Origin of the sequence: Lysinibacillus sp. NPDC098008 (assembly GCF_044760715.1) — a bacterium.
Classification (GTDB): domain Bacteria; phylum Bacillota; class Bacilli; order Bacillales_A; family Planococcaceae; genus Lysinibacillus.
In genome coordinates this window covers 77,018-94,211 of the sequence record NZ_JBIWBA010000012.1, presented here as the reverse complement: position 1 = coordinate 94,211, position 17,194 = coordinate 77,018, and the positions used below count along the sequence as shown (strand labels likewise).

The 17,194-nt window shown below is 37.5% G+C and carries 16 protein-coding genes; 7 read left to right on the top strand and 9 right to left on the bottom strand.

Translation table 11 applies throughout. The features are described 5' to 3' along the window. Nucleotides 1–18: 18 nt before the first annotated feature. The 7 genes from ACIQVU_RS11965 to ACIQVU_RS11935 form a co-directional block, all read right to left on the bottom strand. The gene (locus ACIQVU_RS11965; RefSeq protein ID WP_340803881.1) at nucleotides 19–963 is read right to left on the bottom strand and encodes an N-acetylglucosamine kinase; all 945 of its coding nucleotides are present in this window, start codon (nucleotides 961–963) and stop codon (nucleotides 19–21) included. Further along, nucleotides 960–2,474: an argininosuccinate lyase gene (argH, locus tag ACIQVU_RS11960; protein ID WP_340803882.1), complete on the bottom strand. Its 1,515-nt coding sequence runs from the start codon at nucleotides 2,472–2,474 to the stop codon at nucleotides 960–962. The genes ACIQVU_RS11965 and argH (ACIQVU_RS11960) overlap by 4 nt, the downstream gene beginning before the upstream one ends. Nucleotides 2,475–2,501: 27 nt before the next feature. Next, nucleotides 2,502–4,223, bottom strand: a complete 1,722-nt coding sequence (locus ACIQVU_RS11955) for an ABC transporter permease (protein WP_340803884.1) — start codon at nucleotides 4,221–4,223, stop codon at nucleotides 2,502–2,504. Nucleotides 4,224–4,235: 12 nt separating this feature from the next. Beyond that, nucleotides 4,236–5,306: an ABC transporter ATP-binding protein gene (locus ACIQVU_RS11950; RefSeq protein ID WP_340803885.1), complete on the bottom strand. Its 1,071-nt coding sequence runs from the start codon at nucleotides 5,304–5,306 to the stop codon at nucleotides 4,236–4,238. A gap of 85 nt (nucleotides 5,307–5,391) precedes the next feature. Further along, nucleotides 5,392–6,468, bottom strand: coding sequence for an extracellular solute-binding protein (locus tag ACIQVU_RS11945; protein WP_340803887.1), 1,077 nt, complete (start codon nucleotides 6,466–6,468; stop codon nucleotides 5,392–5,394). Between the two features lie 201 nt (nucleotides 6,469–6,669). Next, complete coding sequence (locus ACIQVU_RS11940) at nucleotides 6,670–7,581, bottom strand: EamA family transporter (protein WP_340803888.1); 912 nt, start codon at nucleotides 7,579–7,581, stop codon at nucleotides 6,670–6,672. Between the two features lie 19 nt (nucleotides 7,582–7,600). Continuing rightward, nucleotides 7,601–8,164, bottom strand: a complete 564-nt coding sequence (locus ACIQVU_RS11935; RefSeq protein ID WP_340803889.1) for a GNAT family N-acetyltransferase — start codon at nucleotides 8,162–8,164, stop codon at nucleotides 7,601–7,603. A 156-nt stretch (nucleotides 8,165–8,320) separates the two neighbouring features. On the opposite strand from ACIQVU_RS11935, the gene ACIQVU_RS11930 reads away from it, so the two are divergent. From ACIQVU_RS11930 to ACIQVU_RS11920, 3 genes are all read left to right on the top strand, one after another. Further along, nucleotides 8,321–9,268, top strand: a complete 948-nt coding sequence (locus ACIQVU_RS11930) for a carbohydrate kinase family protein (protein ID WP_340803890.1) — start codon at nucleotides 8,321–8,323, stop codon at nucleotides 9,266–9,268. An 18-nt stretch (nucleotides 9,269–9,286) separates the two neighbouring features. Continuing rightward, nucleotides 9,287–9,718 carry a protein-tyrosine phosphatase family protein gene (locus ACIQVU_RS11925; RefSeq protein ID WP_340803891.1) on the top strand — a complete coding sequence of 144 codons (432 nt, stop codon included), beginning with the start codon at nucleotides 9,287–9,289 and terminating at the stop codon, nucleotides 9,716–9,718. 241 nt (nucleotides 9,719–9,959) lie between these two features. After that, nucleotides 9,960–11,258: a BTB/POZ domain-containing protein gene (locus tag ACIQVU_RS11920; protein ID WP_340803892.1), complete on the top strand. Its 1,299-nt coding sequence runs from the start codon at nucleotides 9,960–9,962 to the stop codon at nucleotides 11,256–11,258. Between the two features lie 55 nt (nucleotides 11,259–11,313). Here the strand turns inward: ACIQVU_RS11920 and argH (ACIQVU_RS11915) are convergent, their stop codons facing one another. Both argH (ACIQVU_RS11915) and ACIQVU_RS11910 read right to left on the bottom strand, forming a co-directional pair. Then, nucleotides 11,314–12,630 (bottom strand): argininosuccinate lyase, encoded by a 1,317-nt coding sequence (argH, locus tag ACIQVU_RS11915; RefSeq protein WP_340803893.1) that lies wholly within the window; start codon nucleotides 12,628–12,630, stop codon nucleotides 11,314–11,316. A gap of 4 nt (nucleotides 12,631–12,634) precedes the next feature. Then, a complete protein-coding gene (locus ACIQVU_RS11910; protein ID WP_340803894.1) occupies nucleotides 12,635–14,167 on the bottom strand; it encodes a Na+/H+ antiporter NhaC family protein in 1,533 nt (510 codons plus the stop codon). 292 nt (nucleotides 14,168–14,459) lie between these two features. Between ACIQVU_RS11910 and ACIQVU_RS11905 the strand changes: the two genes are divergently transcribed. From ACIQVU_RS11905 to ACIQVU_RS11890, 4 genes are all read left to right on the top strand, one after another. Next, nucleotides 14,460–14,663, top strand: coding sequence for a PLDc N-terminal domain-containing protein (locus ACIQVU_RS11905; protein ID WP_340803896.1), 204 nt, complete (start codon nucleotides 14,460–14,462; stop codon nucleotides 14,661–14,663). Then, nucleotides 14,660–15,544: an ABC transporter ATP-binding protein gene (locus ACIQVU_RS11900; protein ID WP_340803898.1), complete on the top strand. Its 885-nt coding sequence runs from the start codon at nucleotides 14,660–14,662 to the stop codon at nucleotides 15,542–15,544. The genes ACIQVU_RS11905 and ACIQVU_RS11900 overlap by 4 nt, the downstream gene beginning before the upstream one ends. Next, nucleotides 15,541–16,323 (top strand): ABC transporter permease, encoded by a 783-nt coding sequence (locus ACIQVU_RS11895; protein WP_340803899.1) that lies wholly within the window; start codon nucleotides 15,541–15,543, stop codon nucleotides 16,321–16,323. The genes ACIQVU_RS11900 and ACIQVU_RS11895 overlap by 4 nt, the downstream gene beginning before the upstream one ends. 153 nt (nucleotides 16,324–16,476) lie before the next feature. Beyond that, nucleotides 16,477–17,181 (top strand): CBS domain-containing protein, encoded by a 705-nt coding sequence (locus ACIQVU_RS11890; protein ID WP_340803900.1) that lies wholly within the window; start codon nucleotides 16,477–16,479, stop codon nucleotides 17,179–17,181. Nucleotides 17,182–17,194 lie beyond the last annotated feature (13 nt).

Sequence of the window (17,194 nt, the reverse complement as noted above, 5' to 3'; positions counted from 1 at the left end):
AGAAAAGGGCATGACTGGTTAACAGCCATATGCCCTTTTTGTACGTTCAATTAAATAAGTGATCGGCTGATGTTGGCATAAAGCGATAGTAATATGCGGATACATAGATGTTATTTGGGCTGTAAATGTTTTGAAAATCAATGGGTTATGTTTGATAGCACCACCATTACAATAAAGTGTGAAGGGTCCACTTTGATAATCAATTTTTTTCAAAACGGCATTTGCTAGCAGTGCCAATTCATAAGCTGCTTGCTGTGATATTTCAATCGCACAGCTATCATTTTGTACTACTGCCTCTGCAACAAAGGCACCCATTTTAGCAAGCTGTGCATTTGTATAAGAAGGATGAAATAGCCATGCGGCAAGCTCTGTTACATCTTGAATACCGAGGGCATGATAGACAGCATCCTTTAAAATAGTTGGCTTGCCACGACCATCCTCCATTTTAAAAATGGCTCGTATGACCTCCTGCCCTAACCAATACCCGCTACCCTCATCACCAGCTCGATGCCCCCAGCCTCCTGCACGGACAATTTGGTTGCCATCGTAGGCATAGGCAATGGCTCCTGTCCCAGCAATTAGTAAAGCTCCTGCTTGTCCAGCTGTGACACCTAATAGGGTAGCTTCGGCATCGTTTTCAATAATAAGGGTATCAATATGTAGCTGTGTAGCAGATAATGCCTTTTGAACGATTGCTGTTACCATTTTATGATCTTTTGGGGAGTCAATCCCCGCTAATGCAAAGGTAGCCACAGCAATATGCTTAGAGGAATGCTTTTGCAAAAAGGCTTCGACGGTTGCTAAAAGCTCTTGTAATATTGCTGTAGCTGCTTCAACACCAATTGCTTGATAATTAGAGCCCCTAGTTGATGTTGTATATTGAATAGCACCAGAATCAGCATCTACAACGGCACACGCTGTTTTTGTTGCACCACCATCAATTATCAACAGCCATTTTGTCATTGATTCCATTCCTCGATAAATGTTGTTAATTGCTTTTCAGCTTCGATAATGGCGTTTTCCTTTAAACGAATCCATTCATAAAGATGGTGCGTATTTAATTTCGAGCGCTCAAGGGTTGCCTTCATTGTGGCTGGGGCAGGGCCACCTAATACTGTTCGAACACCGACAAAAGATTCTGGTTTTAAAATTTTATAAAAGTCCTCTTCCGAAAGCTTCAATTCCTTGCCTGTAATCAATTTAGATTGTGTATTTGCCAGTCCCCATGTAAGGCTTGCAAGCGACTCCTCACCATGAGCGAGTAAAACTTTAATACATTTACTAACAATGCTATGTGCTTGGCGGAATGAAATCCCCTCTGAGCGCACTAATGTATCAGCAAGCTCGGTAACATTGGCAAAGCTATTTTCTGCACGATCCCTTAATTTTTTCTTATTTACATCCATTGTGACAACAAGAGAGCCAAATAGCTTATAAATACCGATTAGACGGTCAATAGCACGCCATAAATAAGGCTGCATATCATCCTCCGTATCTACAATATCCCCGAACGGTGTATTATGCACCATTTGTAATACAGTATTTGCATCACCCACAACGGCGGATAACAGCGAACGTGTATGCTCTATTGACACTGGATTACGCTTTTGAGGCATAATCGAGCTTATTTGTACATAAGGACTTGCTAGTGTAAAAGCATTAAATTCCTGAGTAGCCCATAATAAGAAATCCTGAGATGTACGACCGAGGTTTAGTGCAGCGAGCTGTACAATACTAGCTGTTTCTGCAATATAATCTGCACCTGCTACAGCATCCCATGCATTTTCAATAATATCATCGAACGCTAGCAAATCACGCATACGCTCTCTGCTAATATTAAAGCCTGTTGTTGTTAAAGCAGCAGCACCCATACTACTGCGGTTAACTGTTTTGTAGGCATGTTGCATCCGTTCAAAATCACGCTCAAGCTGGTCGATAACAGCCTTTAAATAATGAGCAAAGGTTGTTGGCTGAGCCTGCTGCGTATGCGTATAGCCAATCATAATCGTATCAATATGCTCCTCTGCAGCAGCAATAAGATCATCACGTAATTTCAGCAATTCGTGCATTAATAATAATAATTTTTTTCTCAGTGTCATGCGATAGATGGCGATGCCCATATCATTACGGCTTCTTCCAATATGAAGATTTCCAGCAACATCACCAGCAAGCTCGATTAATTTATTTTCAATACGGAAAAATAAATCTTCATATTGGGGGTTGTAATCCTCTAAACGATAATAATTTAAGTCTAATTTTTTTAGAGCAATCCCAATTTGTTTTGCTTCATCTGCTGTCACAAGTCCTTGTTCTTCTAGCATTTTTAAATGAGCGATATTAACTTGTAGCATAATTGTTAAAAAGTTTTTCTTAGCTTCATCATAAGCTGGCTGTAAAACAATTTTACGATAGATGTTAGACGGGAATATCATCCCATCCTCCTGCTGTGTTTTGTTGCGAAAATCTTCAAACATTGTAATGGCCTCCTAACAGATTAGCAGTTATATGGCTGAGCCAGCACTGCCTTTCGATAATTTTTCAGAAATAATAAGGACAACTAAAATTAAGCAAATTTGTAAAACACCATAAGCACAGGCGGTTCCAAATTTGAATGCGTATAGTTTTTGAAATATTGCGACAGATAATGGGATAGTAGATGTACTATAAATTAAAATGGATGCAACAAACTCACCAAAGCTTTGAACAAGTGCTAATAATGTCCCTGCTAATATCCCAGTAAATGTTAAGGGCACAACAATACGTCTAAATGTATACCACCAAGTAGCACCTAAGCCGCGGGATGCTTCCTCAATGGATTGATCGAGCTGGACAAGCGAAGCGGCGGTCGATCGAAAAACAAGTGGTAAATGTCTAATAAAATAAGCTAATGGCAAAATCCAAAACGTTCCAATTAGTACTTGGTTAAAGGCAAAAATGTTTTCTGTGCTAAAGGCAGCAATTAAATTCACTGCAACAACTGTCCCTGGTAATGCCCATGGCACCATAATTAAAATATCAAGCACTGTTTTACCTTTAAAGTTTAAGCGCACCATTGCATAGGCAGCCGCAACACCGAAAAGTATATTACCGATTGTCGCGATAACCCCCATCTGAATTGAGTTCCAAATAGGACGCCATGTGCGCTCATCCGTAAAGAGTGCGATATAATGATCAAATGTGTAATCGGTAGGAAGAATTTGTGTCTTCCAAGCACCATCGACAGAAAAGGAGATGAGTATTAATACTAATATTGGTAATAGTAACATGAATGTACCAATAAAGGAGGAAATTGTTGCAAAAATTTTCATTCCTTTAGAGGAAACTTCTGAGCGATGGACACTAATTCCTTTACTAAGGTTTTGATAGTTACGTCGATTTTGATACCAGCGCATTATGATTAAAAATGTAATGGATACAAAGGATAGGATCATCGACTGTGTTGCTGCCATTTCCAAATTTCCATTTGTTCGTGATAAATAAATTTGCATTGTCATCGTACGCTCAACACCAAACATTAAGGGTGCGGTATACGAAGCCATTGAAATCATAAATACTAATAGAGAAGATGCGACAATGGACGGGGTCAGCATTGGTAAAATAACCTTTGTCCATACGCGAATACGCCCCGCACCTAAACTTGTTGCAGCTTCTTCTAAAGCAGGGTCAAGCCCCTTAATTGCAGCAGAAGCGGTTAAATAGAAATAGGTATACATTGTAAAGGTGTGAACAACAATAACGCCCCAAATCCCTTTTAAGGAAAATGGTACATGGTCTAAACCAAATAACTGCTGAAAGAAACGTGGGAAAATACCGCTATCTCCATATAAAAATGAAAAGGACAGTACACCTACAAGGGGAGGGAGCGCCATAGGGACTAATACTAAAATAGAAAGTATTCGCCTTCCCGGGAAATTATAGCGTTCAAGTAGAAACGCCATCGTTACGCCAACAATGGCACAACTTATAACACTAATAATAGATATATAAACACTGGTCCATAAAGCCTCTAAATTTGCTGGACTTGCAATATCAAAAAACTTTTTATAATGAAAGAATGGCTCATCACCAGCAAAGCTTTGGATAAAGGTTTGATAGAAAGGATAAACGACATAGGCGAACAGCACTAAAAATAATGGTGCTATTAAAATATACACAAACCAATTGGAATAAAAAATCCGTGTCCATCTACTTTCGCTAGAGGCATTGGCAGACTGTTTTTCCATACTGGCTTCCTCCTATTCCCCTAAAAAATACAGTGAATCATAAGCAATATTGATAGTTATATCTTCACCGATATTTTTTATTTGGTCATAAGAATGAATAATCATTACTTTAAGTGAGAACGCCGTAAAATCTACAATATAATTAACACTTATCCCAGTAAACTCTACAAAGGTAATTTTCCCTGTTAGTGTGTTATCACCAGTTCCTAAATAGATGGATTCTGGACGAATCGAAATAAATACCTTGTTTCCAATCATATGCGTTAAAGCTGGAGAGCTTTGTTGTTTTCGCCCAGTGAAAACAAGTCCGTTTGCTGTGGTAACTTGTATATCCTCATCATCGATTGCCTTAATTGTACCTTCAATTAAATTTGTTTCACCAATGAAATTAGCAACAAAGCGATTGATAGGTCGATGATAAATTTCCTGAGGTGTGCCAATTTGCTTAATATCGCCATTTTCCATCACCATAATACGATCTGACATTGACATGGCCTCCATTTGGTCATGAGTAACATAAATCGTAGTAATACCTAGCTCAGCTTGGATACGTTTGATTTCAACACGTGTTTCCTCACGTAGCTTTGCATCTAAGTTGGATAAAGGCTCATCAAGCAATAAAATATCTGGCTCAATCACTAAAGCTCTTGCTAAGGCTACTCGCTGCTGTTGACCACCAGAAAGCTCATTAATTTTTCGCTTACCGTAATCGGCTAGATGTACTTGTCCTCTAATACGGTCAACCTTGTGCTGAATCTCTGCCTTTGAAAGTTTGCGTACTTGTAAGCCAAATGCAATATTCTCATCAACAGTCATATGCGGGAAAAGGGCATAATTTTGAAATACCATACCGATATTGCGTTTATTTGGCGGAAGTCGTGTAACATCGCGCGTATCAAAAAGAATTTTTCCATTGGTAGGGTAGTAAAAGCCAGCAATCATTCGTAAGGTCGTTGTTTTTCCACAGCCGCTAGGACCAAGAAATGTAAAGAACTCGCCTGCCTTTATCTCAAGATTTAAATTTTTTACACCATATACCTGACCAAATTGCTTAGAAACATTGTCGATATTGACACTTTTCAATCATAAGCTCCTCTCCAACAAAGAATTAGGGGATGATACAGAAAGGTAAAAATTCGCTAACAAAGCCGAATTTTTACCGAATTGCTTATTTCCCGCGTCCTTTAATATTGTTATCCCAATATTCCATCCACTTAGTTTCTTTGTCGGACATTTGCTGCCAATCAATATCAAATGTTGTTAAATTTAATTCCTGATACCATTCTGGCATGGAAGACTTATCAATATCAGAACGTGTTGGAATTTGATAATAATCATTTGCTAGTTGTGTTACCATGTCTTTTTCAAATAAAAACTCTACAAATAGCTGCGCATTCTCAAGGTTTTTCGCATTGTTTACAACTGCTACACCATCAACTAAAATAGGTGCACCACTTTTAGGGTAAATATAATCAAAAGGATAATCTGTTGTATATTTCTTTAATAAAATATCTTGCAGGTTCCATAACGATACACTGCCTTCCTGACGTGTAAGCTTTAAGTACAATGCATTAGGGTCTTGTGTATATTCCTTTGTATTGGCATCTAATTGCAGTAGCCAATCATAGCCCTTTTCAGGAGAATTAGCATCTTGTCGTACAATCATTGAGGAGTAAATTGTTCGCATTGTCCCTGATGCAAGCACGCCACGGATTAAAATTTGATCCTTCCACTTAGGGTCAAGCAGCTCATCCCAATCCTGTGGTCCCGTTTCCTTTGTGAGTACATCGCTATTAATCATAATCACCTCAGGCAGCAACATTTCCCCAAACCAGCGTCCAGCGGCATCTTTATGGTCAGGCTCGATAGCGTCGATAAAACTAGGCTGCCAGCTGTGCAATAAATCCTCATTTGCCCCAACAATTAAAGCAGATTGTGTACCACCCCACCAAAAGTCAGCCTGTGGATTAGCCTTTTCACCACGTAAGCGTTCTAAAATTTGCTGAGCGCCCATTGTTAAATACTCTACTTCAATGTCTGGATACTTTTCATTAAACTGAGCGATCACCTTTTGCACCATTTCCTCGTCACGCCCCGTGTAGATGACGAGCTTGCCAGAAGGTGTTGTAGCTGCTACCTCTTTTTTGTCATTATTTGTAGAATTTTTACTATCATTCGAACTACAGGCAGCCACCAGCATAAGCATCAACACAAGGAAAAAACTAAGAAGGCGTATTTTTTTCATTATATTCCCCTTTCTTAAAGTAAGGTACTTGCATATTGCAGTATAATACGAAGGGAGAATATTAATGTTAGAATTATTAAAAAAATTACATTCAACTTCATCATAACGAAGGCTATTATCGTTAGCAACGACATTTCAGTAAAATTCAAAAAAGCTCCTTAAAAAGGATTTTTCCATTTTTAAGGAGCTTTTTATTATTCGTTAATGTGCCTCTAATAAATTATTTTTTTGTCGACGTTGGGCAACAATTGTCGGTAGCATCATGCCTACAAGTACAAAAACAATCCCAATAATTTGTAAAATTGTTAAAGGCTCATGTAGCACAATAACCGAAACTGTAACTGCCACTGGCAATTCAATGGCACTTAGAATCGATGCAAGAGCGCCACCAATTTTAGGGATAGCAATAGAGAATAAATAAATCGGCAAAATAATACCGAACAGACCTAGTGCTAGTCCAAATTTCCATAAGCCATGAATAAATAATTGACCATTCCAAATAATTTCAGGGCTAAGGAAAATACTAATCATAATCAGAGCGACAAAGGAAACAATTAGCACCCTTGATGTTGTTGTGACACCCTCTACAGGTCGAGAGTTAAATTGAATAAAGCAAGCAAAGGTTACAGCAGCCGCAAAGCCAAATAGCCAGCCTTGGAGCGGAATGCCGCTTAAGTCTACATTTAAAACACCTGCCGCTAAAATAGTGCCTGCAAATAAAATAATAAGAGAAATGACCTCAGCTCGGCTTGGCCATCTTCTATGTAGCGCACAGTCGATTAGTAGACCAATCCATGTAAATTGAAACAGCATTACCACTGCAAGAGATGCAGGTAAATATTTCAATGATTCACCATAAACAATGCCTGTTGTTCCAGTAAAAATACCTGACCAAATTAAAATCAATAAGCCACTTTTAGAGGGCCTTGGTAACTGTCTTTGTGTCACAATAAAAATAAACACAATCAGCATAAAGCCAATAATATATTGACTTGATACAGCCTCTGCTGATGTAAAGCCATGCTGCATAGCTACTTTAATAATGGTTGATAAAATACCATAGCTACTAGAGGCAATGACAATCAAAAGAGGATAAATAAAATTTGTTTTCATAGATTTATGTTGTCACTTTCTAAAACTGTTTCACCATATGATGAAAAGGTTCATCAATAATGAACCATGGCTCTGTAATGACAAAGCCTAATCGTTCATAAAGACGGCGAGCATCTTCTTTTTCGATTTCAACATTTAATGATAGCTTTGTATAGCCTCGTTGCTTTGTTAGCTCCTCTGCAAATTGCAATAATAATGTACCAATACCTTTCCCGCGCGCTGCTGGTGCTACACAAACTGTATCAATATAGGCTTCATCCTCATGAGCCTCACGATCAATTACAATGGATGGAGCATTTTTTGCTGCTAGCCATTGCACAAGCTTAGCGTCCATTTCAATGGCATGTGCACCATAATAATAAACAAGAATTCCTAATATTTGTTCATCTTCAGTAGCAACAAAGGTATTTAAGTATGAGTGTCGATTGTCCTCACGTTGAAAAAGAATTGTTAGTTCCCGTATAACAGCTTCCGCTGATTGCTCGCCAGTTAAGCGATTAGCAATATCGCCAATGGCATCGATAATTAAAGGCACAACGGCATGGGCATCTTGTGGTTGCGCTTGTCGAATTGTAATAGTCATCTTGAACATCCCTACCTTCCTATAGGCAAGTATAACAAAGATAGAGGATGACTCAAGTTTTCCAGCTTGTTATAAAAAAATGCCAAAAGTAAAAACCTTTATAGAATGACAATTTTCGTGGTAATCTATAATGACTAGACTTTCAGGAGGCCAATCATGACAAAGCAAGATAAGGAATTTATATTAGTCTATGGAGATGCTTTTATTGACTATATTGCTGATGATGTTACAAATACATCATTTACTAAATATATGGGAGGTGCAACCGTAAATGTTGCAGCAGGAATTAGCCGCATTGGTGCGCCTTCCGCATTAATTACCATTACAGGAGATGACGAAGGCTCACAATTTGTGCGCGATGGACTTGCACAAGAGGGTGTAAAGCTAGATTATGCCGTATTTCATCCAGCTAAGCGTGTTAGTGGGGTTTATGTGCATTTAACAGAGGCATGTGAGCGTATTTTTAAAGATTATGTGGATGAAACACCAGATTTACAAGTTGAATCAACACAATTAAATGAAGAGGCCTTTAAGCATGCCTCTGCTTTAACAGTATGCTCAGGCACAATGTTCCATCCAACAGCACTTGCTACAACACAAGCTGCTGTAGACATGGCTAAGGATAAGGGAGCGATTATTGCAATGGATGCCAATATTCGCCCGTTACGCTGGAGCAGCGAGGAAATTTGCCGCGAAACGGTGACATCATTTTTTGAGGATGTCGATATTCTAAAGGTTACGGATGATGAATTATTTTTCTTAACAGAAACAACTAGCTTAGAGGAAGGTATTGCTCAGTTAAGCAGCTATTTAGTGCCTATTATTTTAGTAACAGTAGGGGAAAATGGCACATATGCCGTGCTAAATGGTGAGGTTATCCATGTGCCAACAGAAAAAGTAGTGCCTGTAGATACAACAGGCGCTGGAGATGCATTTATGGCAGGGGTATTACGCGATATTCACTATAACGGTTTACCTACAACAAAAGAGGAGCTTGTGCGTTGTACAAGCTTTGGCAATAAATTAGGTGCTTTAGCGGCGACAAAAGCAGGTGCATTGACGGCACTACCATACTATCAAGATATTAAGCATTTACTAAAATAACCTTAGAGGTGTATAAAAATGGAGAAAAACTATGATGTTTTAGTAAAAGACAAAATATTTTTTGGCGGTGCAAAAGATGCAGAAGCAGCCTTCGAACAAGAAGCCGTTGATATTGTAATAGATGTACGTGTTAACGGACTGTCATCACAGGAGCAAGAGGTAGCTTCTTATTCTTACAAGCATCTACCTATTGCGGATGAGGATATCGCTGTTGCCTCTTCGATTGAAAAAGTCGCGAAGGAAATTGCTTCAGCCTATAAAGAAGGACAGAAGGTATATATTCATTGTGGAAGTGGTGGGGGACGTGCAGGCGTAGCAGCAACAGCTACATTAATAGAGCTAGGAATGGCACAGTCATTAGAGGAAGCAGGGGCCGCAGTCAAGAAAGCCCGCCCACAAGTAACAATTCGCCCAAAAATGGAGAAAGCTTTACAGGAATTGTATAAATAGACAATAAGATGTGCCAGTCAATGGTGCATCTTTTTTATCTTGGTTCAGCAAATTATTTTTGTATCAAAAGCGAAGCATCAGCAGCAGATGTTTTATGTACTGAAAGCATTAGCAACAGATATAATTATGCTGGGGCGTAATTGATAAGCAGTATTCAACAATGAATAGCCTTTTTGCTCATTTAAGGGGATAATGGTACAGTAAAAATATCGTACTTATGTAAGAATAAAGGGGTGGAAATATGTTTACAGTCGGCGTTGTAGGCTCTGCAACATCCGTCCATAAAGTTATCTCAATTGCACAAAACTTAGACCTTAAAGCACATTTTATTTCACTACCATATACAAACTTCCAAGAAACAAAAGAAATTATTCAAGCACATGATCATGAAGTAGATTTTTGGTTTCCAACGGGGCAGCTTCCGTATGCCATTGCCCAAGAGAGTTTGCAAACAGGTGAATATTTAATACCAATACAAAACAATGAGGCAAGCCTATATAAAGCATTTTTAGAAGCTGCCTATAACTCCAATGTCTTTTTAAAACAACTAAGTGTAGATGAGATGGCTGAACATATATTAGAAGATGCACTTATGCAATTGAATATTCCCTCAGCTAATATTTACTTAAAAATCTATGACACTACAACGACAACAGAAGAATTGATTGATTTCCATCAAAAGCTATGGGAAGAAGGAAAAACATGTGGAGCTATTACGAGCTTTGAAGGCGTATATCGAGAGTTAAAACAAGCAGGCATCCCTGTTTATTGGTATTCCATTAGTCATTCTGAGATTATTCACGCGTGTAAAATGTTAGAGGAGAAAATAAAAACATCCTTCTTCAAAGATACACAAATAGGTGTATGTATTATCGACGTTGAGGATGTTGATGCGACAATTTTGCCAACAAACCCTTACGCACAACAATATCAAGCACTACAAATCAAAGAGGTACTTATTAATTTATGTGAGCATGTAGATGGGCTACTAACTGAAAAGGGAGATAATAGTTATCTAATCGCTAGTACGCGTGGGGCAATTGAGAAAAATATGCAAACTTTGCGACAAAAAATCCATGAATTAAAGCTACTATCTGATAAACGAATTATTACAGGCATTGGTTATGGTGAAACAGCATTAGCAGCTGAGGTAAATGCAGCTTTAGCCAACCAGCATTCAAAGCAAAATGAGCAAAATGAAGTGTATATTATTCAAGAGGATGGTTCAGTTATTGAGCATCTTGGCAATAATAAAGAGCTTATTTATTTGAATAAACTATTAGACACACCTTCTGTTGAAGCATTGAAGGAAGCAAATATAAGTATGCGAACATATAACCGTATAAAGGCATTATTATTAAAATTAGGAACAGATCATTTTACAACACTTGATTTAACGAACCATTTACATATAGAAAATCGTAACGCACGCCGTATCGTTACAAATTTAAGCAAGGCAGGGCTTATTGAATGCATTGGTGAATCTACACATCATGTCAAAGGACGCCCACGTAAAGTCTATCGTTTTACTCAAAAATAACCAGATGATAATTTAAAAAGCGCTTAGCATAATGGAAATGCTAAAGCGCTTTGCTTTATCGTAAATGAACCTTAGTTCCTTTGCTTAAAATACTATGATAATCAATGTAATCATAAATATCTGATTGAATAGTATCACTAAATTGCTGAAGCTCTTGTAATGTAAGGTCCTCTATACCTTTATTATGATCCTCACAATAAATAACTACTTTCCCAACAATACTATGTGCATCTCTAAATGGTGTACCTGCCTTTACTAAATAATCAGCAAGCTCTGTTGCATTAAGGAAGCCTTTTTTTACAGATGCATACATATTCTCCTCATTGACCTTTAATGTACGAATCATTTCCGTCATAATTTTTAATGAGGCAAGCGTTGTATCAATCGCATAGAAGAATGATTCCTTTTCTTCCTGCATATCTTTATTGTATGTTAATGGAATACCTTTCATAATCGTAAAAATGGAGAATAATGCGCCATATACTTTCCCTGTTTTTCCACGAATTAATTCTGCTGCATCAGGATTTTTCTTTTGTGGCATAATGCTACTACCTGTTGCGTAAGCATCATCAATTTCAATAAACTTAAATTCTTGACTGCACCATAAAATTAATTCTTCACTCATGCGGCTTAGATGCATCATAATAATTGAAAAATCAGATGTTAATTCAAGTACATAATCTCGCTCACTAACACCATCCATAAAGTTATCTACAGGCTTTTTAAAACCAAGCTCTTGTGTTGTAATTGTGCGGTCGATATTATGTGTTGTGCCAGCGAGTGCGCCACAGCCAAGCGGATTTTCATTTAATATTTCAAGTGCATTTTGTACACGTTTTTGGTCACGGTCTAACATGTGATAGTAAGCCATTAAATGATGCTTAAATGTAACGACCTGTGCTCTTTGTAGATGTGTATAGCCAGGCATAATATATGGATTAGCCTCTGCTTTTTCCTTTAATGCATACTTAAAGGCTTCAATGGCTTGGACAACTTCAAGTGCCTTTTTACGTGCATACATCCTTGTGTCTACTGCTGTTTGATCATTACGGCTCCGTGCTGTATGAAGCTTTTTCCCAACATCACCAATGCGTTGAATTAAATTCATTTCTACAAAGCTATGAATATCCTCGTAATCACCTTTAATCGGCAATATACCATTTTCAATATCTTCTAAAATACTCTTTAGACCATCTGTAATAATCTCACCTTCTGCTTCAGAAATAATATCACACTGTGCAAGCATTTTTACATGCGCTAAGCTCCCAGTAATATCCTCAAAATAAAGTCGTTGGTCAATTGCTAATGAGCTATTAAATTCCTCCATTAAATGATTTTCTTCATTGCGAAAGCGTCCGCCCCAAAGCTTCATACCTTTAAACCTCCTCTAATTGTTGCTTTCTCTCTTTATTTCGTGCAAATCTACCTAAAATAATCGTACCGATAATCATTAAAATAATCGCTAATACTGCTGTATAAACGCTCTCATATACACCTGCAACTAAAAATGCTATTAATGTAATACATGCATTAAATAACGCAATTGGAATTTGTGTTTTATTATGATCAACATGGTCACAGCCAGCACCTGTTGAAGATAAAATTGTTGTATCGGAAATTGGTGAACAATGGTCGCCAAAAATTCCTCCTGAAATTACTGCTCCAATAGCGATATAAACTGAAATATCCATATGATAGGCTAACGGAATTGCCAGCGGTAGCATAATGGCAAATGTGCCCCAAGATGTCCCACAAGCAAAGGACATAATTGCGCCAAGAATAAAAATAATAGCTGGGATTAACATCACTGGAATGGCTCCATCCATGACACGTACTAAATAGTTAGCTGTTCCCAATTGCTCTAATACCGTACCTAATGACCATGCCAGTACAAGAATAATGACAATATCCATCATGCGGCGCATACCTGATACATAAATATCAAATGCTTCAATAAACTTTTTAACTTTATAAATAACCATTAAAGCAATTAACACCATTGCAGCTACTAAATATGAAATACTTAATGCTACCCTAAAGTCGCCACCTGGCACTTGTTTAAATGGGAAGCCCAATGGAATTAATTGTCCAAATAGCATTACAAGCAATACAAATATTGGAACTAATACTAGGCTTGCTTTACTTTTTGTTTCCAGATATTCATTCATCGCCTCTGTTTTACGTAATGGCTTTGAGTGTGCCCAATAAATTTCGCCTGTTTCTTCAATGCGTCGGTCTGCCTTACGCATAGGGCCGAATTCAGATTTTGTTAACAGCATAATGGGCACAATTAGTACTGCTAGCATTGGATAGATGTAGAATGGTAAAGCATTCATAAAGGCATCCCAATCCGACTCTTTAACACCTAAACGCTCGTACTCCTTGCTAATAAGCCCCATAATATAAACACCCCAGCCAATGAATGGAATCATTACTGCTACTGGAGATGCTGTAGAATCAATAATCCATGCAAGCTTTTCACGAGAGGCTTTGAGTTTATCAAAAATAGGCTCAAAAACAGGACCTATAATTAACGGTGTTCCTAAATCTGAGAAGAAAATAATAATACCGCCAACCCATGCAGACAATTGTGCACTAATTTTTGTCCGAATAAATATTGAAATTTTCTCAGCAAATGCTCCTGCGCCACCTGATTTCTCCATTAAGGCAACGAATCCGCCGATAAATACAAGCAGTGCTAGAACAGCCGCATTATAACTATCTGTCGATTGAACAAAAATATAATCACCGACAATAGATTTCACAGCCTTTAAGACATTACCGTTTAATAGAATCAATATCCCTGTAAAAGCGCCTAAAAATAATGAGATAATTACATTCCTTGTGATAAATGCTAAAGCAATCGCAACCACGGGTGGAATAATCGAAATTAATCCGAATGTTTCCATATATACGCCTCCTTTGATTTATGAGTATTTACTAGAAGTAAAGGTTTCATTAAAGGGTATTTACCCTTTAATTATCCTTTATTATAATTGCGCTTTATTTAATTTACAATCTATTCTGAAAAAAATAATTCTGTTGCTATAACAGATTACTGGATAGCCTATTTAAAGTGGCGGATAGGATCATTAAATCAACGGATAGAATGCCAAAGTTAACGGATTTACCATATTTGTTATATACATATTAGAACAAAATTGTTATATTAAATGTATAACAAAAAATGAGGTGATTTGTATGATGGAGGAGTTAGCAAAGGTTCCATGGGCGATAATAGCACCAATAATCGTTGTGCAACTTATTTTAATGATTGTTGCATTAATTGATTTACGTAAAATTCACGCAACAAATGGACCTAAAGTTTTATGGGTGTTTATTATTATCTTTGCCAATCTTATAGGCTCTATTGCGTACTTTATAGCGGGGAGAAAGCAATCATGACAACATTACTTCAAGTCACAGGTTTAACAAAGCAATTTGCAGAGCACAAAGTCGTAGATAATGTGCATTTTATGTTAGAAGAAAAAACTTCAACAGCATTAATAGGTCCTAATGGTGCTGGGAAAACAACAACATTGTCCATGTTAACAGGGCTGTTAAAGCCGACTGTTGGCAGTGTTGAGATGCTTGCAGGTGATTTACGCACAAATATAGGGTTTTTACCGCAATATCCTCAGTTTCATCCTTGGCTGAGTGGATTGGAGTTTACGGAAATGGCTGCGAGGCTAAATGGTGTAGCAGCAAAAAGGGCAAAATTAGAGGCACAAAAAACATTAGAATTTGTTGGCTTAGGAAATGCTCAGCATAAAAAAATTGCCATATTTTCTGGTGGCATGAAGCAACGTCTTGGTATTGCTCAGGCAATTGTGCATAAGCCTAAATTATTGTTATTAGATGAGCCTGTATCAGCATTAGACCCAGTTGGACGTCGAGAGGTGCTAGATTTACTAAAAGGGTTACAGCAAGAAACAACGATTTTATATTCAACGCATATTTTAAATGATGCAGAAGAAATGACAGATCAACTATTATTTTTACAACATGGCAGACTGGTGGAGCAGGGAACATTACATGAGGTACGACAACGCTTTGATGAGTCGAATTATATGATTGAATTTAGTACAGAGCAAGAGGCACAGCTTTTTGCAGGTCCATCTGATAATGTCAAAGGCTATTATGTTTTTGTAAAAATTATTAATGAGGAGCCAACAATGAAGGAGCTGCTTCAGCGTTTAAGTAAGTGTCCTTATACAATACGAAAAGTGGAAAGGCAAACAGCATCCTTAGAAGAAATTTTTATGAAGGTGGCGAAAAAAGCATGAGGGGATTTAATGTGTTGCTACAAAAGGAATTTAGAGAGGCATGGCGTAGCTGGAAATTTCTATGGATACCCCTTGTCTTTGCTTTGCTTGGAATGAGTGATCCACTAACAAATTATTATATGATGGATATTTTAAAGGCTGTTGGAAATGTCCCTGAAGGCTTTGAAATGCTTATGCCTGAATTAATGCCAGTTGATTTACTACAAGCTTCTATTAGTCAATTTCAAACGATTGGCTTGCTTGTGATGATGGCTGTCTTTGTTGGTACAATTAGTAAAGAACGAGCAAGTGGTATGGCAACATTATTATATGTACGCCCCATTTCATTTAGTGCTTATTTTCTCAGCAAGTTTATTGTTATGAGTACAATAAGCTTGGTAAGCATTTTAGCTGGCTTTACAGCAAGCGTATACTACACAAATATTTTATATGGAACATTAGATATTGGCTTATTACTCGCAGGCTTTCTTACGTATTATATATGGCTATTATTTGTAATAGCTGTAGCATTGATGATGAGTGCTAGCTTTAAAACTGTTATTGCTACTACATGTGCATTTACACTTATTTTTCTAGGGCAAATAGTAGATATGATTGTAGGAATTTTCTGGACAATATCTCCTTGGAAGCTAGCAAGCTACGGCACATTACTAATTCGAGGGACAATGGAAATGTCTAATTATTGGTGGAGCCTTTCGATTACTATAGTCCTGACAATGCTCTGCATTGGCATTGGAATCTTAATGATGAAAAGAAATGCCTCAATGGTGAAAATTTAAGAAGATGAGGCGAGGAAAATCCATTCAATAGGATTTTCCTCGCTTTTTTCTAGTTAAAACTTCCTTGGATTATCCATTATATAGACATATAATGTAGCTATAGCTCGAAATTTGTCAAATAACTCGGAAAATATAAAAAGAAGGTGCATAAAATTGGGGACAAGAAACTCTGATCGTTTCCTAACAGCGTTTAACCGAATAGACCATAGACTTAGAGATATTGTTGGTGTAAAGGATTTTATGCCCTTTTCACGTCTGATTGAACAGGCTAAGAGGAAGGATGTGCTGGTAAAGAAATATGAAGATGATTTACGTTCCTATGCAGACTTGCGCAATGCAATTGTGCATCATCGTACGTCTTTAAATTATGTGATTGCAGAGCCACATCTGGATGTAGTAGAAAGAATTGAATACATAGACGCTACCTTAGCGAAGCCAACACTTGTTGGACAGATGTTCTGTAAAAGGGTACTTGCTTTCCAAGAAAATGATTCCCTCAAACAAGTGTTAAAGGTAATACGTCAACGTAAATATACACAGTTTCCTGTTTATCATAACAAGCAATTTAGAGGGCTTATTACTACAGTAGGTATTACAAATTGGCTGGCATCCACAATGGGCGGCAACCAATTGCCAAATAAGGTTCCAACATTGCATGATATTTTAATACATGAGAAAAATAGGGTGAATTATAAATTTATCAGTAGGTATATAACGATTTATGAGGCGGAGGAGATTTTCAAGCAAGGGGTTGAAAGAGGGAAGCGCTTTGAGGCATTATTAATAACGGAACATGGCAAACCACATCAAAAATTAATTGGTATTATTACGCCATTAGATATTGTAAAGGTAGACTAACAAAAGTCGAGAC